This is a genomic window from Pseudomonas citronellolis (assembly GCF_001586155.1).
GTDB classification, from domain to species: Bacteria; Pseudomonadota; Gammaproteobacteria; order Pseudomonadales; family Pseudomonadaceae; genus Pseudomonas; species Pseudomonas citronellolis.
Genome location: NZ_CP014158.1, coordinates 5457738 through 5479831, shown reverse-complemented (window position 1 = coordinate 5479831; position 22094 = coordinate 5457738). Strand labels below are relative to the sequence as shown.

Here is a 22094-nt window from a genome sequence, read left to right as displayed (position 1 = left end):
CTGGCGGCGCTTTATCGGAAAGTGATGCCGACTGAATCTGGACTCCATCACGTTTTACGAATCTTGGGAATTTTCCCTCAGAACGTGAAGGCAATCGCGCTGTCGATATTTGCCGAGCATGACCGCTGAGTCATTGGAGGCAAAATGCCATCACCTATGGCAGCATTCGCTCCTCGACTCCCCACCCGGTCCCGTTTTCCGCCACGGAGCGTCCGATGTACAAACTCTGCTTCTATGTTCCCGAGACTCACCTGGAGACGGTGAAGAAAGCGGTGTTCGCCGCAGGTGCAGGACGCATCGGTGCCTACGACAGCTGCTGCTGGCAGGTGCTCGGCCAGGGCCAGTTCCGCCCGCTGCAGGGCAGCAACCCCTTCCTCGGCTCGGCCGGCCTCGTCGAGCAGGTGGCCGAATGGAAGGTGGAGATGGTGGTGGCCGACGAGCTGATCCACGACTCGGTCAAGGCGCTGAAGGCCGCGCACCCCTACGAGACGCCGGCCTTCGAGGTGTGGCGATTGTCGGACATGGTCTTCTAGCCACCGCAAAATGAAAAAGGCGCCCGAGGGCTAATGCCAGTCAGTTAAGGCTGACACATTGACCTTTAGTCTGCAGGCCGCAAAATCCGATGCTTGGAAACGAGCATCGGATTTTTTATGCGCCTGTCACAAGCCCTGTCCCTCACTCACGAAATGGCATCGCGGCCTCATGCGCTGGAGGGGCTGGGAGCTTTGCTCGATCCAGACATCGTGAAACAGGCTTTCGAGACTGCAGGTGTCTCGACCATTCGCAAGCGTCGTCTTCCGCTTGAAAGCCTGGTGTGGTGCATCATCGGCATGGCGTTGTTCCGCCGGATGTCGGCTTGGGATGTCGTGAACCACATGGACATCATGCTACCGGGCAAGCGGCCGCTGGTGGCGCCCAGCGCTGTTGTGCAAGGGCGGCAGCGGCTGGGTAGCGAAGCTGTACGCGAAGTCTTTACGCTGACCCAGCAGCGATGGCACGAAGAAACCAAACATCCGCAGTGGTTGCACTACTGTCCGGAATATTTTCGAGGGGGCGTCTGGAGGGCTTGCGGGGGCTGAAGGCACGGGTTAAACCGTTGAGCGCCAACTCAACCTCACAGCCCCCGCAAGATGTTCAGGATAAGCCGTTTTCACGATGTACTAAAAGCGCTGCCTCGCGGCGTCTTCGATCGACTGGTCGCCGAACACGGCGCCGACAAGCACAGCAAGCGCTTTGGCAGCTGGGATCACCTGGTCGCCATGGTGTATGCCCAACTGGCCGGCGTGAGCAGCCTGCGGGCGCTTGAAACCAGCTTCAACAGCCATCCCCATCAGCACTATCACCTGGGGACGGGCCCGATCCGGCGTTCCACCCTGGCCGATGCCAACGAACGCCGTAATACCGAGGTCTTCGCCCAGGTTGCGCACTACCTGATGGCGGGCGTCTGCCGGCAGTTACGCCGTGACGGGAAGGAACTGCTGTACCTGCTGGACTCCACCACGATCACCCTCAAGGGCCCTGGCTTCGACGAATGGACGCTGTCCAATCGAACCCGCTCCCAGGGGCTGAAAGTCCATGTGCTGTATGCCGAGCAGGCGGCAGCACCGGTGCATTGCAGCTTCAGCGCAGCCAACGTCAACGACATCGACGAAGGCCGGACGCTGGGTATCGAGCCACAGGCCACCTACGTATTCGACAAGGGCTATTACGACTTCAACTGGTGGGCGAGCCTGGATGCCCAGAAGGCCCGCTTCGTCACACGATTCAAGTCCAATGTGCGGCTCAAGGTCCTGGCCCAGCGCGAGGTTCCCCAGCAAGACCGGGAAACGATCCTGCGAGACGAAGAGGTGAGCTTCTCCAACCGCAACCCAGGTGGCCGACGGCGTAATCACTACACCCAGCCCCTGCGGCGGATCCTGGTGAACCGCCCAGGCGATGAGCCGCCTCTGAGCCTGGCGACCAACGACCTGAGCAGCCCGGCGGCAGAAATCGCCGAGCGCTATCGGGATCGCTGGCGGATCGAGCTGTTTTTCAAATGGATCAAGCAACACCTGAAGGTCAGGCGTTTCCTGGGCCGTAGCGAGAATGCCGTGCGCATCCAGATTCTCTGTGCGCTGATCAGCTACTTGCTGCTGAACCTTTACCAACGCAGGACGGGAACGCGGCAAAGCCTGTGGATGCTGATGGTGGAGGTACAGGCAACGCTGTTTCAGCGCCCAGGCCTGGAGGCCGAACGTTACCGACGACGGCAGGAGCGAATACGCGAGATCAACCTGCGTCAGGGGCAGCTGTTAATAGCATGAGGCGTGCCGGACAGCAGTGGCAGTGGTTGGGATTGACGCTGCTTGGCGTGGACGGCGTTGTCTGGAATACGCCTGATACCGCAGAAAATCGTGCGTGCTACGGCAGCGCGACCAACCAGCATGGTGACGGCAGCTTTCCTCAAGTTCGGATGGTCTGTCAGATGGAGCTGACCAGCCATCTACTGATAAGCAGCACTTTCGAGGGCTATCACAGTAGCGAAATGAAGCTGGCAGAACAGCTGATCGCCACCACGCCGAATCATTCGTTGACCCTGTTCGACAAAGGTTTCTACTCGTTGGGCTTGCTGCATCACTGGCAATCGCACGGCGAGCATCGACACTGGCTGATCCCTTTGAAAAAGGGCACTCAGTATGAGGTAGAGCACAAGCTTGGGCGCAATGATGCCCAGGTCGTTCTGCGTACATCGCCTCAGGCTCGCAAACAATGGCCAGACTTGCCGTTGGAAATTCGAGCGAGGTTGCTGAGCAAAACGATCAAAGGAAAGGTGGTGAGCGTCTTGACCTCAATGACCGATCCGCTGCGTTTCCCTGGCGATGAGATCGTCGATCTTTACAGTCAGCGCTGGGAAATCGAACTGGGCTATCGGGAGATCAAGCAAGGACTTTTGGGCGGCGAATACACCCTGAGAAGCAAGACTCCGGAGATGATTGCGCAAGAACTGTGGGGCGTGCTGCTGGGCTACAACCTGTTACGTTATCAGATGGTACAGATGTCGAGGCAGTGCCCGGGGGTATACCCATGCGAAATGAGTTTTACCGCCTGCAGTTGGGCAATCCTGGGCTTGCTGCATGGCACGTCGCTGAACCATCCCGGTAACTTGCCAGGATTTCTGGCAGATTTGCAGGCCTCAGCGGCGCAGTATGTCCTACCTCATCGGCGACCTGATCGCTGGTTCCCGAGAACGGTGAAGCAGCGACCAGCAAAATATTCGACACGAAAATGAAAATGCCAGTCAGCTTAACTGACTGGCATTACCCCGAGGGCGCCTTTTTCGTTCCACCGTCAGGGGCGGATCTCGATCAGCGTGCCGTCCTTGACCAGGCTCCAGACCTCCTGCATGTCCGGGTTGGTCATGGCGATGCAGCCATTGGTCCAGTCGAGGGTGGAGAAGTACCACTCCGGGTACTCGTCGCTCAGCGGGGTGCCGTGGATCATGATCATGCCGCCGGGCGACAGGCCCTTCTCGCGGGCGCGCACCACGTCGCGGGCGTTGGGGTAGGAGATGTGCATGGAGAGGTTGAACTTGTCGCTGGTCTTGCGCCAGTCGATCCAGTAGAAGCCCTCCGGCGTGCGGTTGTCGCCCTCGGCCAGCTTGGTGCCGCGCGGGCTCTTGCCCAGGGAGATGCGGTAGCTCTTGAGGATCTTGCCGTTGCTCAAGAGGTGCAGCTTGTGCTCGGACTTGAGCACCAGCACCTTGTCGATGCGGCCTTCCAGGGTCGGCGTCGCATTGGCCTGCGATAGAGCGGCAAAGGTCAGGCACAGAAAGGCAAGCAGCCAGCGCATGGAAAGACTATCCCCCGGATGTTCGATAAAGCGCCGCGATGCACGGCCCTGCAAAGTGTTCAGGTCTTCTTGTAGTGGCCCGGCATGGGTGCAATGGCCTCGTTGCGCACCGGGAAGTCCTGCCTCTGCCGGTCGCTGAAGTAGCATTCTAAGGTACGGCCCACGGTGGGGAAAGCCAGCTCCGACCAGGGAATCGCCGATTCCTCGAACAGGCCCACCTCCAGGCTTTCCTCGCCGGCGGCGAAATCCAGGTCGGCCAGCTCGGCGCGGAAGAACATGTACACCTGGCTGATGTGCGGCAGGTCGAACAGGGTATAGAGCTGCAACTGGCGCACGCGGGCGCAGGCTTCCTCCAGCGTCTCGCGGGCGGCGGCCTGCTCGAGGGTCTCGCCGTTCTCCATGAAGCCCGCCGGCAGCGTCCAGAAGCCCTGGCGCGGGGCGATGGCGCGGCGGCACAGGAGGATGCGCCCCTCCCACACCGGCAGGCAGCCGGCGACGATGCGCGGGTTCTGGTAATGCACCGTATGGCACTGGTCGCAGATGTAGCGCGGCCGGTTGTCGCCGCTGGGGATGCGCAGGCTCACGCTGGCGCCGCACTGACTGCAGAATTTCATGCACTTTCCCTGGGAATCGATACAGCCATCTTGCTCGCCGGAAGGCCCGCGCAGCAAGGGGGTGGGGCTTGGGCGAGGCAGCCTTTCATGCCATGATTCCACAATTGAGAGAATGGCTTACACGCAGGATGTCCGCATGCTGGACGAGCTGCGCCGGCGCATCACGGCGCACACCCCCCAGGACCTGAACAGCGAGCAGCGCTTCCCCGAAGCGGCGGTGCTGCTGCCCATCACCCCCAGCGAGGAGCTGGTGCTGACCCTGCGCGCCACCGGGTTGTCCACCCACAGCGGCGAGGTGGCCTTCCCCGGCGGGCGCCGCGACCCCGAGGACGTCGACCTGATCCACACCGCGCTGCGCGAGGCCGAGGAGGAGATCGCCCTGCCGCCGAGCCTGGTGGAGGTGGTCGGGCCGCTGAGCACCCTGGTCTCGCGCCATGGCATCAAGGTGACGCCGTTCGTCGGTTTCGTTCCCGACTTCGTCGAGTACACCCCCAACGACGGCGAGATCGCCGCGGTGTTCAAGGTGCCGCTGGAGTTCTTCCGCGGCGACCCGCGGGAAATGACCCACCGCATCGACTACTTCGGGCGCAGCTGGTACGTGCCCAGCTACCGCTTCGGCGAATACAAGATCTGGGGCCTGTCGGCGATCATGGTCGTCGAACTGGTCAACCTGCTGTTCGATGACCGCATCGACCTGCACCAAGCGCCGCCACAATTCATCAAGCTCAGCTGAGCGGCGCGTACAACAACGAGATGCCTGAGGAGCCACCGATGAAATACCGCCTGGGCGACGCCCGAGTCGAAACCCACCCCGACAGCTGGATCGCCCCGAACGCCGCGGTGATCGGCAAGGTGCGCCTGGACGCCGGCGCCAGCGTCTGGTTCAACGCCGTGCTGCGTGGCGACAACGAGCTGATCCACATCGGCGAGAACAGCAACGTCCAGGACGGCACCGTGATGCACACCGACATGGGCTTCCCGCTGAACATCGGCAAGGGCGTGACCATCGGCCACAACGTCATGCTGCACGGCTGCACGGTGGACGACTACAGCCTGATCGGCATCAACGCCGTGGTGCTCAACGGCGCGAAGATCGGCAAGTACTGCATCATCGGCGCCAATTCGCTGATCCCCGAGGGCAAGGTGATTCCCGACGGCTCGCTGGTCATGGGCTCGCCCGGCAAGGTGGTGCGCGAGCTGACCGAGCAGCAGAAGAAGATGCTCGAAGCCAGCGCCGCCCACTACGTGCACAACGCCCAGCGCTACGCCCGCGACCTGGCCGGGCAGGAAGAATGAGCCAGGAGCGCCCGGTGGCCTCGCCCTGCGTCTACGTCTGCACCCTGGACGATCAGGACCTGTGCATAGGCTGCCAGCGCACGGCCGACGAAATCACCCGCTGGGGCCGCATGGACAACGACGAGCGCCGCGAGGTGCTGCGCCTGTGCCACGAGCGCGCTCGCGAACAGGGCGTGCTGCTCTAGCGCGCCGACAGAACATCCCCTTCCCGAGGTTGCACGCAATGCCCCGTATTGGAACCCCCCTGTCGCCCACGGCGACCCGCGTACTGCTCTGTGGCTCCGGCGAGCTGGGCAAGGAAGTGGTGATCGAACTGCAACGCCTGGGCTGCGAAGTGATCGCCTGCGACCGCTACGCCAACGCCCCGGCCATGCAGGTGGCGCACCGCAGCCATGTGCTGAGCATGCTCGATGGCGCCGCCCTGCGGGCGGTGATCGAGCAGGAGAAGCCGCACTACATAGTCCCGGAAATCGAGGCCATCGCCACCTCGACCCTGGTGGAGCTGGAGGCCGAGGGCTACACCGTGGTGCCCACCGCCCGCGCCGCGCAGCTGACCATGAACCGCGAGGGCATCCGCCGCCTGGCCGCCGAGGAGCTGGGCCTGCCCACCTCGCCGTACCACTTCGCCGACTCCTACGAGGACTACCTCGCTGGTGTCGCCTCGGTGGGCTACCCCTGCGTGGTCAAGCCGATCATGAGCTCCTCGGGCAAGGGCCAGAGCGTGCTCAAGTCCGACGCCGAGCTCAAGGCCGCCTGGGACTACGCCCAGGAAGGCGGCCGCGCCGGCAAGGGCCGGGTGATCGTCGAAGGCTTCATCGACTTCGACTACGAGATCACCCTGCTCACCGTGCGTCACGTCGGCGGCACCACCTTCTGCGCGCCCATCGGCCACCGCCAGGTCAAGGGCGACTACCACGAATCCTGGCAGCCCCAGGCCATGAGCCCGAAGGCCCTGGCCGAGTCCGAGCGCGTGGCCAAGGCGGTCACCGAGGCATTGGGCGGGCGCGGCCTGTTCGGCGTGGAGCTGTTCGTCAAGGGCGACCAGGTGTGGTTCAGCGAAGTCTCGCCGCGCCCCCATGACACCGGCCTGGTGACGCTGATCTCCCAGGACCTCTCCGAATTCGCCCTGCACGCGCGGGCCATCCTCGGCCTGCCGATCCCGGCGATCCGCCAGTTCGGGCCCTCGGCCTCGGCGGTGATCCTGGTGGACGGCGAGTCGCAGCAGGTCAGCTTCGGCAACCTGGGCGCCGCGCTGACCGAGCCGGACAGCGCCCTGCGCCTGTTCGGCAAGCCGGAAGTCTCCGGCCAGCGGCGCATGGGCGTGGCCCTGGCGCGCGCCGAATCCATCGAGGAAGCGCGGGCCAAGGCCACCCGTTCGGCCGAGGCGGTGGTCATCGAGCTGTGAACCGCCTGGCGGGGCTGGCCTGGTGGGCGGCGGCGCTGCCGTTGCTGCCGCTGGCCCTGCCGATGGCCGTGCGCACCCGGCGCACGGCGCTGCGCCTGGCCCCGGCGGCGGGGGCCTGCGAGCGTCTGGCCGGCGCGGAATTTCCCGGCGAGCCCCTGCGCCTGCTGTTGCTGGGCGAGTCGACCGTCGCCGGCGTCGGCGCCTCCTGCCTGGACTTCGCCCTGGCCGGGCGCTTGGCCACGGCCCTGGCGGCGCGTCTGCAACGGCCGGTGGCCTGGCGGGCGCTGGGGGAGAACGGCATTACCGCCGGTGAGGCCTGCGAGCGCCTGTTGCCGCTGGCCGACGGGGGGTATGACCTGGTGGCGCTGGTCTTCGGCGTCAACGACACCACGCATTTCAGTTCCGCCGAGCGCTGGCGGGCGGCCATCGCCCGGCTGATCGGGCATTTCCAGGCCGATGGCGCGCGAGTGGTGTGCACGGCGGTGCCGCCGCTGCGGCATTTCCGCGCCTTGCCCTGGCTGCTGCGGCAGTTGCTGGGCTGGCGCGCTGCGTTGCTGGATGGCCAGTTGCGGGAATTGGCTACGGCGCTAGGCGCTGGATACTGCGCGGTGGGGCTGGAGATGCAGCCGCAGTATCTCGCCATCGATGGCTATCACCCGTCGGCGCTGGGCTACCAGGTGTGGGGCGAGCACCTGGCCCAGTGGCTGGTGGCCGTGGAGCGCTGCTGAGGCCGGATCGCGGACGGAGTCCGCTCCTGCAGCTCCAGGAAGCACGGCTTTTCGTAGGATGGCGTTGAGCGAAGCGATACCCATCGCCGCAACCGCATGGGTTTCGCAAGCTCAACCCATCCTACGAAGAACACCTCGGCGCAAGACAGTTGCCCCTGCGCCCCGCCACACCATGCCTCGTAGGACCTTGTCCGCGATGGTCGGACGTATCGGCGCGATTCGCGGATGAGATCCGCTACGTATCCAGGAAACACGGCGCTTCCCCTGCTCTTGTAGGGCCCTGCCCGCGATTCGCGCGCAGGGCGCGCTCCTACAGGAGATCGGCGCCGCTCAGAGCTCCCGCTCCCGCGTCTCATGCAGGCACAGCACCGCGATCAGGCTCAGCGCCGCCGCCACCGACACGTAGCCGCCGACCCAGCTCAGCCCGCCCATGCCCACCAGCTTCTGGGCGATGTAGGGCGCTACCGAGGCGCCGAGGATGCCGCCCAGGTTGTAGGCCGCCGAGGCGCCGGTGTAGCGCACGCGGGTGGGGAAGAGTTCCGGCAGCAGGGCGCCCATGGGGGCGAAGGTCACGCCCATGAGGAACAGCTCCAGGGCCAGGAAGGCTGCCACTTCCACCGACGAGCCCTGGCTCAGCAGCGGCTGCATGATGAAGCCGGAGAGGATGGCGGCGATGCAGCCGACGATCAGCACCGGGCGGCGCCCGTAGCGGTCGCTCAGCCAGGCGGAGATGGGCGTGGCCGCGGCCATGAACAGCACGGCGAAGCACAGCAGGCCGAGGAACTGCTCGCGGCTGTAGCCCAGGCTGGTCACCCCGTAGCTCAGCGAGAACACCGTGGAGATATAGAAGAGCGCGTAGCACACCACCATGGCCAGCGCGCCCAGCAGCACCGGGCGCCAGTGCTGGGCGAACAGCTCGGCGATCGGCAGGCTGGAGCGCTCCTGGCGTTCCATGGCCTTGGCGAACACCGGGGTTTCCGACAGCTTCAGGCGCACGTAGAGGCCGACGATCACCAGCAGCGCGCTGAGGATGAAGGGAATGCGCCAGCCCCAGGCGCGGAACTGTTCCTCGCTGAGGGTCATGGCCAGGCCGAGGAACAGGCCGTTGGCGGCGAGGAAGCCGATCGACGGGCCCATCTGCGGGAACATGCCGAACCAGGCGCGGCGGTGCCTGGGCGCGTTCTCCGTGGCCAGCAGCGCGGCGCCGCCCCATTCCCCGCCCAGCCCCAGGCCCTGGCCGAAGCGCAGCAGGCAGAGCAGCGCCGGGGCCCAGGCGCCGATGCTGTCGTAGCCCGGTAGCAGGCCGATCAGGGTGGTGGACAGGCCCATCAGCAGCAGCGAGGCGACCAGCGTCGACTTGCGCCCGATGCGGTCGCCGAAGTGGCCGAACAGCGCCGAGCCCAGCGGCCGGGCGAGGAAGGCGATGCCGAAGGTAATGAAGGCGCTGAGCATCTGCGCGGTGCCCGAGGTCTGCGGGAAGAACACCGGGCCTATCACCAGGGCGGCGGCGGTGGCGTAGACGTAGAAGTCGTAGAACTCGATGGCGGTGCCGATGAAGCTGGCGACCGCGACCCGCGCGGTGGAGTTGGCGGGTTGCTGTTCGGCGGCAGCGGCAAGGCTGGCGGTGGTCATGGGATGTCCCTGTCAGTCATGGCCGGCACGGCTCTGCGGGCGTGTCCGGCGGCGATGGAGGCTACGCCCGTGCGCGAGGCGGGAAGCGCCACCCGGGTAGGGGCAGGGACGGGAACCTCGCGGCGGGTCGGGGCGAGGCCGGGTGCTTCGCCGGGTGCAGGCACGGGGCCGGGCTCGGGCTGGCGGGCGGTCGACTGGCGCCGGGCGTTGCGCGGGTAGCGCAGGCCCTGGCGCGGGATGCTGGGTAAGCAAGGGGCGATTATAGGGCGCGGGCCGGCCGCTCAGGCAAGCCCGTCGGCGCTGCCCGGCGCCGGCGCGGCGGCGCGCCCGGTGAGCCAGACGCGCACGCTCTTCACGCGGTTCTCGCCGGATTGCAGGATTTCCAGGCGGTAGGGGCCGATGCGCAGGCACACCGGGCAGTCGGGGATCTGCTCCAGGGCCTCGGTGACCAGGCCGTTGAGGGTCTTCGGCCCCTCGCTGGGCAACTGCCAGCCGAGGGCGCGGTTGAGCTCGCGGATGTTCGCCGAGCCGTCGATCACGTAGGTGCCGTCGGCCTGGGGGTGGATGTCCGGGTTGCGCAGGGCGTCGGCGTTGCTGAACTCGCCGACGATCTCCTCGAGGATGTCTTCCAGGGTGATGATGCCGATCACCTCGCCATACTCGTCGACGACGATGCCGATGCGCCGCTTCTGCTTCTGGAAGTTGATCAGTTGGGTCGACAGCGGCGTGCTCTCGGGGATGAAGTAGGGCTCCAGGCAAGCGGCGCGCAGGCTGTCCTTGGTCAGCTGGTTGTGCGTCAGCAGGCGGGCGATCTGACGCATGTGGACGATGCCCTCGACCTGGTTGATGTCGTTGCGGAACACCGGCAGGCGCGTGTGGGTGGTGTTGCGCAGCTGGCCGATGATGCTTTCCACGTCGTCGTCCAGGTCGATGCCCTGCACCTCGTTGCGCGGCACCATGAGGTCGTTCACGGTGATCTTTTCCAGGTCGAGGATGCTCAGCAGCATGTCCTGGCGGTTGGCGCTGAGCTTCTCGCTGGATTCGCTGACCACGCTGCGCAGCTCGTCGTTGTTCAGCGGCCGGCTGCGGCGCTGCACCGGGTCCAGGCCGCACAGCCGCAGGATGCCGTTGCTCACCCCGTTCATCAGCCACAGCAGCGGGCTGAACAGGCGCTGCAGCCACAGCAGTGGCAGGCTGGCGGGGAAGGCCACGCGTTCCGGGCGCAGGGTGGCGTAGGTCTTGGGGGTGATCTCGCCGAAGATCAGCAGCACCAGGGTCAGCGCCAGGGCCGTGGGCGCCACCGCGAAGTCGCCCCACAGGCGCAGGGCCAGCAGGGTGGCCAGGGACGAGGCGATGACGTTGACCAGGTTGTTGCCGATGAGGATGGTGCCCAGCAGGCGGTCGGTGCGCAGCAGCAGCCAACTGGTGCGCCGCGCCGCGCGGTTGCCCTGCTTGGCCTGGTGGCGCAGGCGGTAGCGGTCCAGGCTGAGCACGCCGGTCTCGACGCTGGAGAAGAACGCCGAACACAGCAGCAGGACGACCAGCAGGCCGATCAGGTAGCCGGGATGGATGTCGCCCATGCGTCGGGTTCCCTCAGCGTTCCGTGGCGCCCAGGCGCCGCCGGGCTCAGATGTGCAGGATGAATTCCTTGACCAGCTTGCTGCCGAAGTAGGCCAGCATCAACAGGCAGAAGCCGGCCAGGGTCCAGCGGATCGCCTTGTGCCCGCGCCAGCCGAGCTGGTGGCGGCCCCACAGCAGCACGGCGAAGACCACCCAGGCGAAGCAGGAGAGGATGGTCTTGTGCGCCAGGTGCTGGGTGAACAGGTTGTCGAGGAACAGCCAGCCGGACACCAGCGACAGCGAGAGCAGCACCCAGCCGCCCCAGAGGAAGCCGAACAGCAGGCTTTCCATGGTCTGCAGCGGCGGGAAGTTGCGGATCAGCCCGGCCGGGTGCTTGTGCTTCAGGCGATGGTCCTGCACCAGCAGCAGCAGGGCCTGGAACACCGCGATGGTGAGCAGGCCGTAGGCCAGCACCGAGAGCAGGATGTGCGCGAGGATGCCCGGCTGCTCGTTGATCGGCTCCAGGGTGCCGTGGGGCACCAGCACCGACAGCGCGGCGGTCAGCATGCCCAGCGGGAAGAGGAACAGCAGCAGGTTCTCCACCGGGATGCGCAGGCAGGCCAGCAGGGTCAGGGCGATCACCGCCGCGGCGATCAGGTTGGCGGCGTTGAAGAAGTCCAGCACCAGCCCGGCGTCGGTCAGCAGTTGCGGCGTCAGGCCCAGGCACTGGGCGACCAGCGCGGCCAGGCCGAGCACCAGCAGCAGGGGTTTGTTCGGCGCGGCGCGGCGCGCCAGGCAGACACCGTGGTAGGCCGTGGCGCCCAAGTAGAGGAGGGCGGCGAGCAGGCTGGGCAGCAGAGGGTGCATAGCGTCTTGGGCGAATCCTTCGAAAGGTGCCGAGTTTGGCACAGAACGCCCATGCCTAGAAAGCAGCCGGGAACGCTTCGCTTTCTCGCTGCGGCGGGATCATCGGCGGTGTCTGTGGCCTTCGCAGTTGGTTATAATCCCGCGCTTGCTGCCACGCCCACCCCGGCCGCTCCCGGCCCGATAGGAACGCGCATGTTCGAAAACCTTACAGACCGCCTCTCGCAAACGCTGCGCCAGGTCACCGGCAAAGCCAAGCTGACCGAGGACAACATCAAGGATACGCTCCGCGAAGTGCGGATGGCCCTGCTCGAGGCCGACGTGGCCCTGCCGGTGGTCAAGGACTTCGTCAACCGCATCAGGGAGCGCGCGGTCGGCACCGAGGTGTCCAAGAGCCTGACCCCGGGCCAGGCCTTCGTGAAGATCGTGCAGGCCGAGCTGGTCGAGCTGATGGGCGCGGCCAACGAGGACCTGGCGCTCAACGCCGCGCCGCCGGCGGTCATCCTCATGGCCGGCCTGCAGGGCGCGGGCAAGACCACCACCGCCGGCAAGCTGGCGCGCTTCCTCAAGGAGCGCAAGAAGAAGTCGGTGCTGGTGGTTTCGGCGGACGTCTACCGCCCGGCGGCGATCAAGCAGCTGGAAACCCTGGCCAACGACATCGGCGTGACCTTCTTCCCCTCGGACACCAGCCAGAAGCCGGTGGCCATCGCCGAGGCGGCGATCCGCGAGGCGAAGCTGAAGTTCATCGACGTGGTGATCGTGGATACCGCCGGTCGCCTGCACGTCGACAGCCAGATGATGGACGAGATCAAGCAGGTCCACGCGGCGATCCAGCCGGTGGAAACCCTGTTCGTGGTCGACGCCATGACCGGCCAGGACGCCGCCAACACCGCCAAGGCCTTCAACGACGCCCTGCCGCTGACCGGCGTGGTGCTGACCAAGGTCGACGGCGACGCCCGCGGCGGCGCCGCGCTGTCGGTGCGCGCCATTACCGGCAAGCCGATCAAGTTCCTCGGCATGGGCGAGAAGAGCGAAGCGCTCGACCCCTTCCACCCGGACCGCGTGGCCTCGCGCATCCTCGGCATGGGCGACGTGCTCAGCCTGATCGAGCAGGCCGAGCAGAACATGGACCGCGAGAAGGCCGAGAAGCTCGCGAAGAAGATCAAGAAGGGCAAGGGCTTCGACCTCGAAGACTTCCGCGACCAACTGCAGCAGATGAAGAACATGGGCGGCCTGGGCAGCCTGATGGACAAGCTGCCGATGCTCGGCGGCGTCAACCTGGCGCAGATGGGCAACGCCCAGGGCGCGGCGGAGAAGCAGTTCAAGCAGATGGAGGCGATCATCAACTCCATGACCCCCGCCGAGCGCCGCGACCCGGAAGTGATCAGCGGCTCGCGCAAGCGCCGCATCGCCATGGGTTCGGGCACCCAGGTGCAGGACGTCGGCCGCCTCATCAAGCAGCACAAGCAGATGCAGAAGATGATGAAGAAGGTCACCGCCAAGGGCGGCATGGCCAAGATGATGCGCGGCATGGGGAGCATGTTCCCCGGCGGCATGCCGAAGATGTGACCCGCCGGCCCGCCTGGCTGGCGGGCCGACGTGCTGCGGCTTGCGGCGCGGGGCTTTAGCTCATAGAATATGCGGCCTTTCGGGCTCCTTGCCCGAGGGCTGCATTTCTTTTTTGCAAGCAAACCATAGGAACAACGTACGCATGGTAACCATTCGTCTGGCTCGTGGCGGCTCCAAGAAGCGCCCGTTCTATCACCTGACCGTGACCAACAGCCGCAACGCTCGTGACGGCCGTTTCGTCGAGCGCGTCGGCTTCTTCAACCCCGTCGCCACTGGCGCCGAAGTCAAGCTCTCGGTCAACCAGGAGCGCGTCAACTACTGGCTGAGCCAGGGCGCTCAACCGTCCGAGCGCGTCGCTCAACTGCTCAAGGACGCCGCCAAGGCTGCCTGAGATTGATGAACACGATGCCTGCCGCCGAGGAAATGATCGTACTCGGCAAGATAGTTTCCGTGCATGGCATTCGTGGCGAGGTGAAGGTGTATTCCTTTACCGACCCGTTGGACAACCTGCTGGACTACCGGCGCTGGACGCTCAAGCGTGGCACCGAGGTTCGACAGGCTGAACTGGTCAGTGGCCGCGTGCAGGGCAATGTCCTGGTGGCGAAGCTGAAGGGACTGGACGATCGCGAAGTCGCCCGCACCTATGCGGATTTCGAGATCCTGGTACCGCGCAGCGAGCTCCCGGAGCTGGACGACGGCGAGTTCTACTGGAGCCAGTTGGAAGGTCTCAAGGTGATCGACACGAACGGGCAACTGTTCGGGATACTCGACCACATGCTGGAGACCGGCGCCAACGACGTGATGGTGGTCAAGCCCTGTGCGGGCAGCCTGGATGACCGCGAGCGCCTGTTGCCCTATACGGAGCAATGCGTGCAATCGGTGGACCTGGCGGCTGGCGAGATCAGGGTGGACTGGGACGCGGATTTCTGACCCGCAGGGTAGGAGTTTCAACCCATGTGGATCGGAGTCATCAGCATCTTTCCGGAGATGTTCCGCGCCATCAGTGACTACGGCATCACCAGCCGTGCGGTGAAACAGGAGCTGATCCGGCTCGAGTGTTTCAACCCACGCAACAACACTGATGACCGTCACCAGACGGTGGACGACCGGCCCTTCGGCGGTGGTCCGGGCATGGTGATGAAGATCAAGCCGCTGGAAGGCGCACTGGGCGATGCCCGGCAAGCCGCAGGCGGACCGGCGAAGGTGATCTACCTGTCGCCGCAGGGCCGCAAACTGACGCAGGCGGCCGTGAAGGAACTGGCGAACGAGGAGCGGTTGATCCTCATAGCCGGGCGTTACGAAGGCATCGACGAGCGCTTCATCGAAGAGCACGTGGATGAGGAATGGTCGATTGGCGATTATGTCCTGTCCGGGGGTGAGCTTCCGGCCATGGTGCTGATCGACGCGGTCACACGGTTGTTGCCCGGTGCATTGGGCCACGTGGACTCCGCCGAGGAGGACTCGTTCACCGACGGCCTGCTCGACTGTCCGCACTACACCCGACCCGAGGTGTACGCAGACAAACGTGTTCCCGAGGTGCTGCTAAGCGGCAACCACGAACACATCCGGCGCTGGCGTTTGCAGCAGTCCCTTGGAAGGACCTGGGAACGACGTGCCGATCTTCTGGATTGCCGCTCGCTTTCTGGAGAAGAGAAGAAGCTGCTGGAGGAATACATCCGCCAGCGGGACGATAGTTAACGTATCGATGGCGAGCGCCAAGCGCTTGTCTTAGGAGCACTGAGATGACCAACAAGATCATTCAGCAGATCGAAGCTGAACAGATGAACAAAGAGATTCCGGCGTTCGCCCCCGGCGACACCGTAATCGTCCAGGTGAAAGTGAAGGAAGGCGATCGTCAGCGTCTGCAGGCCTTCGAAGGCGTCGTGATCGGCAAGCGTAACCGCGGCCTGAACAGCGCGTTCACCGTTCGCAAGATCTCCAACGGCGTAGGCGTAGAGCGTACCTTCCAGACCTACAGCCCGCTGGTCGACAGCGTCAGCGTCAAGCGTCGCGGCGACGTGCGCAAGGCCAAGCTGTACTACCTCCGCGAACTGTCCGGCAAGGCAGCGCGCATCAAGGAAAAACTGGTCTGAGTCCACGACTCCCAGTCGATCCGGAAAAAAGCAGCCCTCGGGCTGCTTTTTTCATGCCTGGGATTTGCCGGGGACGCCTGTAGGAGCGGGCCCTGCCCGCGATTTCGCGCGCAGGGCGCGCTCCTACAACTGTGCCTCCGGAACCGTAGGGCGCATAACCGTTCGCGGTTATCCGCCGTTGGCCCGAAATGCCGCTGCCGAGAACGACGGCGTAGGTGCTCTTCGTAGGATCGAGGGGGACGCCTGGTTCTTGCTCGCGAACAAACGCGGTGCCATGCGGTTCGCGAGCAAGCTCGCTCCTACTAAGAGCCGTGCCTGCCGGTACGGTAGGAGCGGGCTTCCCGGCTTCCTCAGGGCCGCATGCTGACGTGCAGCGAGGCCTGGGTCAGGTCGATGTCCTGCAGGCTCAGGCTGCCCATGCTCTGGCTCTGCGGGGCGCCGGCGACGCGGATGTTGTCGAAGCGCATCTCGCCGATGGAGCTGGGCAGGCGCAGGCTGATCGAGCCGTCGGGGTTGAGGCTGGAGGTCATGTGCTCGGTGTCGTAGACCACGTCCCTCATCGAGGTCTCGGCCTGCAGGCTGTCCACCACCGGCAGCACCAGGCGCGCCAGTTGCTTCATGGTGCCCACGCCGTCACCGGCCTCGGCACTGACGAACAGGCTCTGCAGGGTTTCGTCGAAGCCCTGGGCGTTGATGCCGCTCATCTCGCTGTCGCTCAGTGGCTTCAGCCCGCGCTGCTGGTGGCTCTGGCTGATCGCCGGGGCCTGTTGGCGCTGGATGTCCGCGCTGGCCAACTGGAAGGGCCCGAGCAGGGCCGCCACCAGGGTGGCGGCCAGGCGCAGGTTGTTCTGCTTCTTCAGCGCCCGCTTGACCTGGCGTTCGCTGACCCAGCCCTGGGCGATCAGGGTTTCCCCCAGGCGCAGGCCGTTGCGCAATTGCAGCTGGATCGCCTGGTCCAGTTGGGCGGCGCTGATCAGGCCCTTGCTGACGAGAATCTGGCCGAGGCGGGAATTCTGGGTGTTGGGCATGGTTGTGGACCGTGGAGCTGAAAGAATGATGGCGTGGTGCAATCATTGCCTCCGGCACCCTGCCCTGTCACCCATCTTAGGATAGGCTGACGAACGATTCGCCAGCCGATCCCGGCTCATTCCGACTGCCGGTCGTCCTCCTTGCCGGCCGCGTGGGCGCCTTCCTCGATCAGCGCTATCACCAGCCAGCCTTCCGCGGGGTTCAGCGGCCGGGTGCTGCTGGCCACGTGCATCCAGCCCGACGGATCGCGGGCGAACAGCAGGGTGGCGGCGTTGCCGTACAGCGCCTGGTACTGCTCCCAGCCGAAGCTCTCGCTGAGCAGGGTGCTGCGCACCTCGGCGCCGCGGGACAGCAGGCCGGCGAACTGCGGGTAGCTCAGCTCGCGCGGGCTCAGGTTGTGCCCGCGGTGCTGGTCGCTGGCGCGGTGCTTGTCGGTGCGCCGGCTCTCCTGGCCGCTGGTCAGGCTGAAGAGGCGCGCGCCGAACTCGTGGCGGAAGCGCATGCAGGCCAGGGTGTTCAGCTCGCCGGAGGGCGACAGGGCCAGCAGGTGGCCGAGGCCGACCAGGTCCAGGTGCGCCTCGGCATGCTGCGAGGTGGGGTTGCCGAAGTAGGTGGGCAGGTTGTCCATGCGCGCGGCGCGGATGTTCTCCCAGCTGGAGTCGGTGAGCAGCACGCGGCTGCCGGCGTTCTTCAGCGCCGCGCCGATGGCCCGCGCCACCGGGTTGGCGCCGACGATGAGGAAGCCGCTGGGCGCCGGCTCCGCCACTTTCAGCAGGCGCGCCAGGGGCCGCGCGGTGGCGCTTTGCAGGACCACGGTGCCGATGATCACCAGGAAGGTCAGCGGCACCAGCAACTGGGCCTGTTGGTGACCGGCCTCCTGCAGACGGATGGCGAAGATCGCCGAGACCGCCGCCGCGACTATCCCGCGCGGTGCTATCCAGGCCAGTAGCGCCCGCTCGCGCCAGTTCAGCGACGAGCCGGCGCTGCTCACCAGCACGTTCAGCGGGCGGGCGACGAACTGGATCAGCGCCAGCACCAGCAGCGCCGCCGGGCCCAGGCCGAGCAGGGCGGACAGGTCCAGGCGCGCGGCGAGGACGATGAACAGGCCGGAGATCAGCAACACGCTGAGGTTTTCCTTGAAGTGCAGGATCTGCCGCACGTCCACGCCCTTCATGTTGGCCAGGCACATGCCCATCAGCGTCACCGCCAGCAGGCCGGACTCGTGCACCGTGAGGTTGGCGCCGATGAAGATGCCCAGCACCGCCGACAGTGCGGCCAGGTTGTGCAGGTAGTCCGGCAGCCACTGGCGGCGCAGCACCTGGCCCAGGGCCAGGCCGCCGAGGATGCCGAAGGCGCTGCCGCAGGCGATCACCCCGGCGAAGGCGCCAAGGCTGTGGCGCCAGCCGCTGCCGGTGTCGCTGGCGGCGATGAAGCTGTAGACCACCACCGCCAGCAGCGCGCCTATGGGGTCGATGACGATGCCCTCCCAGCGCAGGATGTTGGCGATGGCCGCCTTCGGCCGCACCACCCGCAGCATCGGCACTATCACCGTGGGGCCGGTGACCAGGGTGAGGGTGCCGAACAGCAGCGCCATCTCCCAGCTGAAGTCCAGCAGCCAGTGCACCGCCAGGGCGATCACGCCCCAGGTCAGCAGCGCGCCCCAGGTGACCATGCGCTGCACCACCTTGCCGATCTCGCGCCACTCGCTGAAGTGCAGGGTGAGGCTGCCTTCGAAGAGGATCAGCGCCACCGACAGCGAGACCAGGGGGAACAGCAGCGGGCCGAACAGCGCCTGCGGGTCGAGCAGGCCGAGCAGGGGCCCGGCGAGGATGCCGGACAGCAGCAGGAAGAGGATCGCCGGCAGGCGCAGGCGCCAGGCCAGCCACTGGCAGAGCAGGGCGCCGGCGCCGATGCCGCCGAGGGAAAGCAGAACTCGGGTTTCATCCATGCGGAGGATTCCTTGACGAGGGGATGGCTGGCCGCGAACGGCCCGCCTGTGGAAGACTAGCCGCGCCCCGTCCGCTTTAGAATCCGAAAACCGCCGTGAATCCCGTTGCGCACCCGCTGATCGACCGCTTCCTCGACGCCCTCTGGCTGGAAAAGGGCCTTGCCGACAACACCCGCCTGGCCTACGGCAGCGACCTGGCGCTGTTCAACGGCTGGCTGGGGGAGCAGGGCGTGAGCCTGGAGCGCGCCGGCCGCGAGGCGATCCTCGACCACCTGGCCTGGCGCCTGGCCCAGGGCTACAAGGCCCGCTCCACCGCGCGCTTCCTCTCCGGCGTGCGCGGTTTCTACCGCTACTGCCTGCGCGAGGGGCTCATCGCCGAGGACCCGACCCTGCAGGTGGAACTGCCGCAACTGGGCAAGCCGTTGCCCAAGTCGCTGTCCGAGGCTGACGTGGAAGCACTGCTGGCCGCGCCGGAGACCGAGGACCCGCTGGGCCTGCGCGACCGCGCCATGCTGGAGGTGCTCTACGCCTGCGGCCTGCGCGTCAGCGAGCTGGTCGGCCTGACACTGGAGCAGCTCAACCTGCGCCAGGGCGTGGTGCGGGTGTTCGGCAAGGGCAGCAAGGAGCGCCTGGTGCCGCTGGGCGAGGAAGCCATCGTCTGGCTCGAACGCTACCTGCGCAACGCCCGCGACGACCTGCTCGGCGGCCGCCCCAGCGACGTGCTCTTCCCCAGCCTGCGCGGCGAGCAGATGACCCGCCAGACCTTCTGGCACCGCATCAAGCACCACGCCAAGGTCGCCGGCATCGGCAAGTCGCTGTCGCCGCACACCCTGCGCCACGCCTTCGCCACCCACCTGCTCAACCATGGCGCCGACCTGCGCGTGGTGCAGATGCTGCTGGGCCACAGCGACCTGTCGACCACGCAGATCTACACCCACATCGCCCGCGCGCGCCTGCAGGAGCTGCACGCGCAGCACCACCCGCGCGGTTGAGCGTAGGAGCGGACTCCGTCCGCGATGGGCCGGACACCCCGTAGGATGGGTTGAGCGAAGCGATACCCATCACCACGACCGCATGGGTTTCGCCAAGGCTCAACCCATCCGTTGAGGCGCGCCTCGGCGTAGCCGGCAAGATAGGCCTGTCTGGTGTAGGGCGAATAACCGTTCGCGGTTATCCGCCGCTTGATCTGATCGACCAACGGCGCGCCCTGAAGCCTCGTGCTACAAGCTCGCGGTTCGGTCCGCAGGCTCTGCTGTGGTAGGCTGCGAGGTTCATCCACAGGAGTTTTCCATGCGTCTGTCCCGTTTCCTGGCTGCCGCGGCCCTGGGCCTCGCCAGCACCCTCGTCCTGGCCGCCGAGCCCGACCAGACCATCCGCAAGACCCTGCAGTCGCTGCAGCCCGACCTGCCCATCGAAACCATCAGCGCCAGCCCCGTGCAGGGCCTGTACCAGGTCCAGCTCAAGGGCGGCCGGGTGCTCTACGCCAGCGTCGACGGCAATTTCGTGGTGCAGGGCAACATCTACCAGGTGAAGGACGGCGCGGCCACCAACATCACCGAGGTCGCCGAGGCGGCCGGCGTGGCCAAGACCATCAATGCGCTGCCGGCCAGCGACATGGTGGTGTTCCCCGCCCAGGGCAAGGCCAAGGCGCACATCACCGTGTTCACCGACACCACCTGCCCCTACTGCCAGAAGCTGCACGCCGAGGTGCCGGAGCTGAACAAGCGCGGCATCGAGGTGCGCTACCTGGCCTTCCCGCGCCAGGGGCCGAAGTCCCCGGGTGACCAGCAACTGCAGGCGGTGTGGTGCTCCAAGGACCGCGCGGCGGCCATGACCGAGATGTTCCACGGCAAGGAAATCAAGGCCGCGCAGTGCCCCAACCCGGTGGACAAGCAGTTCCAGCTGGGCCAGATGGTCGGCGTGCAGGGCACCCCGGCGATCATCCTCGAAAGCGGCCAGATGCTGCCGGGTTACCAGAGCGCCGGCGAAATCGCCAAGCTGGTGCTGGACACCAAGTGAATCGGGCCCTGCGCCTGATTTGACTAATAGGGAGCCGCTTCGTAATGTGCGGTTCCTTTAACCATGAGGCCGGGCGTTCGCCCGGCCTTCGTAGGGTACGTCACCGCCCTCGCCGCGCATGCGCCGCGGGCCGGGACGTATCCCGTTTGCCGCGATGATGGGGAGTTTCAGCGTGAAACCGGTGAAAGTGGGAATCTGTGGGTTGGGGACCGTCGGTGGCGGTACCTTCAATGTACTCAAACGCAACGCCGAGGAGATTGCCCGCCGTGCCGGGCGTGGTATCGAGGTTGCGCAGATTGCCGCCCGTCGTCCCAATCCGAAATGCGAAACCGGCAGCACCCCCATCACTGCCGACATTTTCGACGTGGCGAACAACCCGGAAATCGACGTGGTCATCGAGCTGATCGGCGGCTACACCCTGGCCCACGAGCTGGTGCTCAAGGCCATCGAGAACGGCAAGCACGTGGTCACCGCGAACAAGGCGCTGATCGCCGTGCACGGCAACGAAATCTTCGCCAAGGCCCGCGAGAAGGGCGTGATCGTCGCCTTCGAGGCCGCAGTGGCCGGCGGCATCCCGGTGATCAAGGCGATCCGCGAGGGCCTGGCGGCCAACCGCATCAACTGGCTGGCCGGCATCATCAACGGCACCGGCAACTTCATCCTCACCGAGATGCGCGAGAAAGGCCGCGCCTTCGCCGACGTGCTCAAGGAAGCCCAGGCGCTGGGCTACGCCGAAGCGGACCCGACCTTCGACGTCGAGGGCATCGACGCCGCGCACAAGCTGACCATCCTGGCGTCCATCGCCTTCGGCATCCCGCTGCAGTTCGACAAGGCCTACACCGAGGGCATCACCCAGCTGACCACCGCCGACGTGAACTACGCCGAGGCCCTGGGCTACCGCATCAAGCACCTGGGCGTGGCCCGCCGCACCGACGCTGGCATCGAGCTGCGCGTGCACCCGACGCTGATCCCGGCCGACCGCCTGATCGCCAATGTGAACGGCGTGATGAACGCCGTGATGGTCAACGGCGACGCCGCCGGTTCCACGCTGTTCTACGGCGCCGGCGCCGGTATGGAGCCCACCGCCTCCTCGGTGGTCGCCGACCTGGTCGACGTGGTCCGCGTGCTCACCACCGACCCGGAGAACCGCGTGCCGCACCTGGCCTTCCAGCCAGACTCGCTCTCCGACCACCCGATCCTGCCGATCGAAGCCTGCGAAAGCGCCTACTACCTGCGCATCCAGGCCAAGGACCACCCGGGCGTACTGGCCCAGGTGGCGACCATCCTCTCCGAGCGCGGCATCAACATCGAATCGATCATGCAGATGGAAGTCGAAGAGCATGACGGTCTGGTGCCGATGATCCTGGTTACCCACCGCGTGCTCGAGTCCCGCATCATCGAAGCCATCGCCGCGCTGGAAGCGCTGGATGACGTGGTCGGCAACGTCGTACGCATTCGTGTAGAGCAGCTCGCGTAAGGCTATAGGCTGAAGGCTGGACGAGAAGGCTT

Annotated in this window: 23 protein-coding genes and 1 pseudogene; 17 read left to right on the top strand and 7 right to left on the bottom strand. The window is 66.0% G+C overall.

Going from position 1 to position 22094, the window contains the following annotated elements; genetic code table 11:
• The first annotated feature begins 215 nt into the window (after positions 1-215).
• The 4 genes and pseudogenes from PcP3B5_RS24040 to PcP3B5_RS24025 form a co-directional block, all read left to right on the top strand.
• Positions 216-533, top strand: coding sequence for a YqfO family protein (locus tag PcP3B5_RS24040; protein WP_043271426.1), 318 nt, complete (start codon positions 216-218; stop codon positions 531-533).
• Positions 534-626: 93 nt separating this feature from the next.
• Positions 627-1079 (top strand): transposase domain-containing protein, encoded by a 453-nt coding sequence (locus PcP3B5_RS24035; protein ID WP_420820137.1) that lies wholly within the window; start codon positions 627-629, stop codon positions 1077-1079.
• A gap of 51 nt (positions 1080-1130) precedes the next feature.
• Positions 1131-2303: an IS4 family transposase gene (locus tag PcP3B5_RS24030; protein ID WP_061560270.1), complete on the top strand. Its 1173-nt coding sequence runs from the start codon at positions 1131-1133 to the stop codon at positions 2301-2303.
• Between the two features lie 23 nt (positions 2304-2326).
• Positions 2327-3268, top strand: a pseudogene (locus PcP3B5_RS24025) (IS4 family transposase); the annotation flags it as partial.
• Positions 3269-3327: 59 nt separating this feature from the next.
• Here PcP3B5_RS24025 and PcP3B5_RS24020 read toward each other — a convergent pair.
• Both PcP3B5_RS24020 and PcP3B5_RS24015 read right to left on the bottom strand, forming a co-directional pair.
• Positions 3328-3828: a L,D-transpeptidase family protein gene (locus PcP3B5_RS24020; protein ID WP_009616312.1), complete on the bottom strand. Its 501-nt coding sequence runs from the start codon at positions 3826-3828 to the stop codon at positions 3328-3330.
• Positions 3829-3887: 59 nt separating this feature from the next.
• Positions 3888-4442 (bottom strand): NUDIX hydrolase, encoded by a 555-nt coding sequence (locus PcP3B5_RS24015; protein WP_009616318.1) that lies wholly within the window; start codon positions 4440-4442, stop codon positions 3888-3890.
• A gap of 136 nt (positions 4443-4578) precedes the next feature.
• Between PcP3B5_RS24015 and PcP3B5_RS24010 the strand changes: the two genes are divergently transcribed.
• From PcP3B5_RS24010 to PcP3B5_RS23990, 5 genes are read left to right on the top strand one after another with little or no spacing between them, the layout of a single operon-like run.
• Positions 4579-5175 (top strand): CoA pyrophosphatase, encoded by a 597-nt coding sequence (locus PcP3B5_RS24010; protein ID WP_009616320.1) that lies wholly within the window; start codon positions 4579-4581, stop codon positions 5173-5175.
• Positions 5176-5213: 38 nt separating this feature from the next.
• Positions 5214-5738, top strand: coding sequence for a gamma carbonic anhydrase family protein (locus tag PcP3B5_RS24005; protein WP_061562600.1), 525 nt, complete (start codon positions 5214-5216; stop codon positions 5736-5738).
• A complete protein-coding gene (locus tag PcP3B5_RS24000; RefSeq protein WP_009616323.1) occupies positions 5735-5923 on the top strand; it encodes a DUF1289 domain-containing protein in 189 nt (62 codons plus the stop codon). Before PcP3B5_RS24005 ends, PcP3B5_RS24000 begins: the two co-directional genes overlap by 4 nt.
• A gap of 38 nt (positions 5924-5961) precedes the next feature.
• Positions 5962-7143, top strand: a complete 1182-nt coding sequence (purT, locus tag PcP3B5_RS23995; RefSeq protein ID WP_043271419.1) for a formate-dependent phosphoribosylglycinamide formyltransferase — start codon at positions 5962-5964, stop codon at positions 7141-7143.
• Entirely contained in the window at positions 7140-7871 is a 732-nt protein-coding gene (locus tag PcP3B5_RS23990; RefSeq protein WP_061562599.1) for an SGNH/GDSL hydrolase family protein, read from the top strand. The genes purT and PcP3B5_RS23990 overlap by 4 nt, the downstream gene beginning before the upstream one ends.
• 330 nt (positions 7872-8201) lie before the next feature.
• On the opposite strand, the gene PcP3B5_RS23985 is transcribed toward PcP3B5_RS23990, so the two are convergent.
• From PcP3B5_RS23985 to PcP3B5_RS23975, 3 genes are all read right to left on the bottom strand, one after another.
• Positions 8202-9503 carry an MFS transporter gene (locus tag PcP3B5_RS23985; RefSeq protein ID WP_061562598.1) on the bottom strand — a complete coding sequence of 434 codons (1302 nt, stop codon included), beginning with the start codon at positions 9501-9503 and terminating at the stop codon, positions 8202-8204.
• A gap of 281 nt (positions 9504-9784) precedes the next feature.
• The gene (locus PcP3B5_RS23980; protein WP_061562597.1) at positions 9785-11083 is read right to left on the bottom strand and encodes an HlyC/CorC family transporter; all 1299 of its coding nucleotides are present in this window, start codon (positions 11081-11083) and stop codon (positions 9785-9787) included.
• A 46-nt stretch (positions 11084-11129) separates the two neighbouring features.
• The gene (locus tag PcP3B5_RS23975) at positions 11130-11930 is read right to left on the bottom strand and encodes a cytochrome C assembly family protein (RefSeq protein WP_009616342.1); all 801 of its coding nucleotides are present in this window, start codon (positions 11928-11930) and stop codon (positions 11130-11132) included.
• 192 nt (positions 11931-12122) lie between these two features.
• On the opposite strand from PcP3B5_RS23975, the gene ffh reads away from it, so the two are divergent.
• From ffh to rplS, 5 genes are all read left to right on the top strand, one after another.
• Positions 12123-13496 (top strand): signal recognition particle protein, encoded by a 1374-nt coding sequence (gene ffh, locus PcP3B5_RS23970; protein WP_061562596.1) that lies wholly within the window; start codon positions 12123-12125, stop codon positions 13494-13496.
• Positions 13497-13638: 142 nt separating this feature from the next.
• Positions 13639-13887 (top strand): 30S ribosomal protein S16, encoded by a 249-nt coding sequence (gene rpsP, locus PcP3B5_RS23965; RefSeq protein WP_009616346.1) that lies wholly within the window; start codon positions 13639-13641, stop codon positions 13885-13887.
• Positions 13888-13892: 5 nt separating this feature from the next.
• Positions 13893-14426, top strand: coding sequence for a ribosome maturation factor RimM (gene rimM, locus PcP3B5_RS23960; RefSeq protein ID WP_009616348.1), 534 nt, complete (start codon positions 13893-13895; stop codon positions 14424-14426).
• Between the two features lie 24 nt (positions 14427-14450).
• Positions 14451-15194: a tRNA (guanosine(37)-N1)-methyltransferase TrmD gene (gene trmD, locus PcP3B5_RS23955; protein ID WP_009616361.1), complete on the top strand. Its 744-nt coding sequence runs from the start codon at positions 14451-14453 to the stop codon at positions 15192-15194.
• 44 nt (positions 15195-15238) lie between these two features.
• On the top strand, positions 15239-15589 hold the full coding sequence (gene rplS, locus PcP3B5_RS23950; protein WP_009616363.1) for a 50S ribosomal protein L19: 351 nt from the start codon (positions 15239-15241) through the stop codon (positions 15587-15589).
• Positions 15590-15939: 350 nt separating this feature from the next.
• Here the strand turns inward: rplS and PcP3B5_RS23945 are convergent, their stop codons facing one another.
• Positions 15940-16617 carry a cyclic di-GMP-binding domain-containing protein, MshE-related gene (locus PcP3B5_RS23945; protein WP_061562595.1) on the bottom strand — a complete coding sequence of 226 codons (678 nt, stop codon included), beginning with the start codon at positions 16615-16617 and terminating at the stop codon, positions 15940-15942.
• Between the two features lie 116 nt (positions 16618-16733).
• Positions 16734-18566 (bottom strand): cation:proton antiporter, encoded by a 1833-nt coding sequence (locus PcP3B5_RS23940; RefSeq protein ID WP_043271413.1) that lies wholly within the window; start codon positions 18564-18566, stop codon positions 16734-16736.
• A gap of 95 nt (positions 18567-18661) precedes the next feature.
• Here PcP3B5_RS23940 and xerD point away from each other — a divergent pair, with 95 nt between their 5' ends.
• The 3 genes from xerD (at position 18662) to PcP3B5_RS23925 (ending at position 22062) form a co-directional block, all read left to right on the top strand.
• Positions 18662-19558, top strand: coding sequence for a site-specific tyrosine recombinase XerD (gene xerD / locus PcP3B5_RS23935; RefSeq protein WP_009616372.1), 897 nt, complete (start codon positions 18662-18664; stop codon positions 19556-19558).
• Between the two features lie 298 nt (positions 19559-19856).
• Positions 19857-20585: a DsbC family protein gene (locus PcP3B5_RS23930; RefSeq protein WP_009616374.1), complete on the top strand. Its 729-nt coding sequence runs from the start codon at positions 19857-19859 to the stop codon at positions 20583-20585.
• Positions 20586-20757: 172 nt separating this feature from the next.
• Entirely contained in the window at positions 20758-22062 is a 1305-nt protein-coding gene (locus tag PcP3B5_RS23925; RefSeq protein ID WP_061562594.1) for a homoserine dehydrogenase, read from the top strand.
• The last annotated feature ends 32 nt before the right edge of the window (positions 22063-22094 follow it).

Coding starts and splice junctions, on each gene's coding strand:
- PcP3B5_RS24020 (WP_009616312.1), bottom strand. CDS start 3,828: ATGCGCTGGCTGCTTGCCTTTCTGTGCCTGACCTTTGCCGCTCTATCG.
- PcP3B5_RS23980 (WP_061562597.1), bottom strand. CDS start 11,083: ATGGGCGACATCCATCCCGGCTACCTGATCGGCCTGCTGGTCGTCCTG.
- rpsP (WP_009616346.1), top strand. CDS start 13,639: ATGGTAACCATTCGTCTGGCTCGTGGCGGCTCCAAGAAGCGCCCGTTC.
- PcP3B5_RS24030 (WP_061560270.1), top strand. CDS start 1,131: ATGTTCAGGATAAGCCGTTTTCACGATGTACTAAAAGCGCTGCCTCGC.
- PcP3B5_RS24000 (WP_009616323.1), top strand. CDS start 5,735: ATGAGCCAGGAGCGCCCGGTGGCCTCGCCCTGCGTCTACGTCTGCACC.
- PcP3B5_RS23945 (WP_061562595.1), bottom strand. CDS start 16,617: ATGCCCAACACCCAGAATTCCCGCCTCGGCCAGATTCTCGTCAGCAAG.
- PcP3B5_RS24005 (WP_061562600.1), top strand. CDS start 5,214: ATGAAATACCGCCTGGGCGACGCCCGAGTCGAAACCCACCCCGACAGC.
- PcP3B5_RS23975 (WP_009616342.1), bottom strand. CDS start 11,930: ATGCACCCTCTGCTGCCCAGCCTGCTCGCCGCCCTCCTCTACTTGGGC.
- trmD (WP_009616361.1), top strand. CDS start 14,451: ATGTGGATCGGAGTCATCAGCATCTTTCCGGAGATGTTCCGCGCCATC.
- purT (WP_043271419.1), top strand. CDS start 5,962: ATGCCCCGTATTGGAACCCCCCTGTCGCCCACGGCGACCCGCGTACTG.
- rimM (WP_009616348.1), top strand. CDS start 13,893: ATGAACACGATGCCTGCCGCCGAGGAAATGATCGTACTCGGCAAGATA.
- ffh (WP_061562596.1), top strand. CDS start 12,123: ATGTTCGAAAACCTTACAGACCGCCTCTCGCAAACGCTGCGCCAGGTC.
- PcP3B5_RS23940 (WP_043271413.1), bottom strand. CDS start 18,566: ATGGATGAAACCCGAGTTCTGCTTTCCCTCGGCGGCATCGGCGCCGGC.
- PcP3B5_RS24040 (WP_043271426.1), top strand. CDS start 216: ATGTACAAACTCTGCTTCTATGTTCCCGAGACTCACCTGGAGACGGTG.
- PcP3B5_RS23930 (WP_009616374.1), top strand. CDS start 19,857: ATGCGTCTGTCCCGTTTCCTGGCTGCCGCGGCCCTGGGCCTCGCCAGC.
- PcP3B5_RS24015 (WP_009616318.1), bottom strand. CDS start 4,442: ATGAAATTCTGCAGTCAGTGCGGCGCCAGCGTGAGCCTGCGCATCCCC.
- PcP3B5_RS23985 (WP_061562598.1), bottom strand. CDS start 9,503: ATGACCACCGCCAGCCTTGCCGCTGCCGCCGAACAGCAACCCGCCAAC.
- PcP3B5_RS24010 (WP_009616320.1), top strand. CDS start 4,579: ATGCTGGACGAGCTGCGCCGGCGCATCACGGCGCACACCCCCCAGGAC.
- rplS (WP_009616363.1), top strand. CDS start 15,239: ATGACCAACAAGATCATTCAGCAGATCGAAGCTGAACAGATGAACAAA.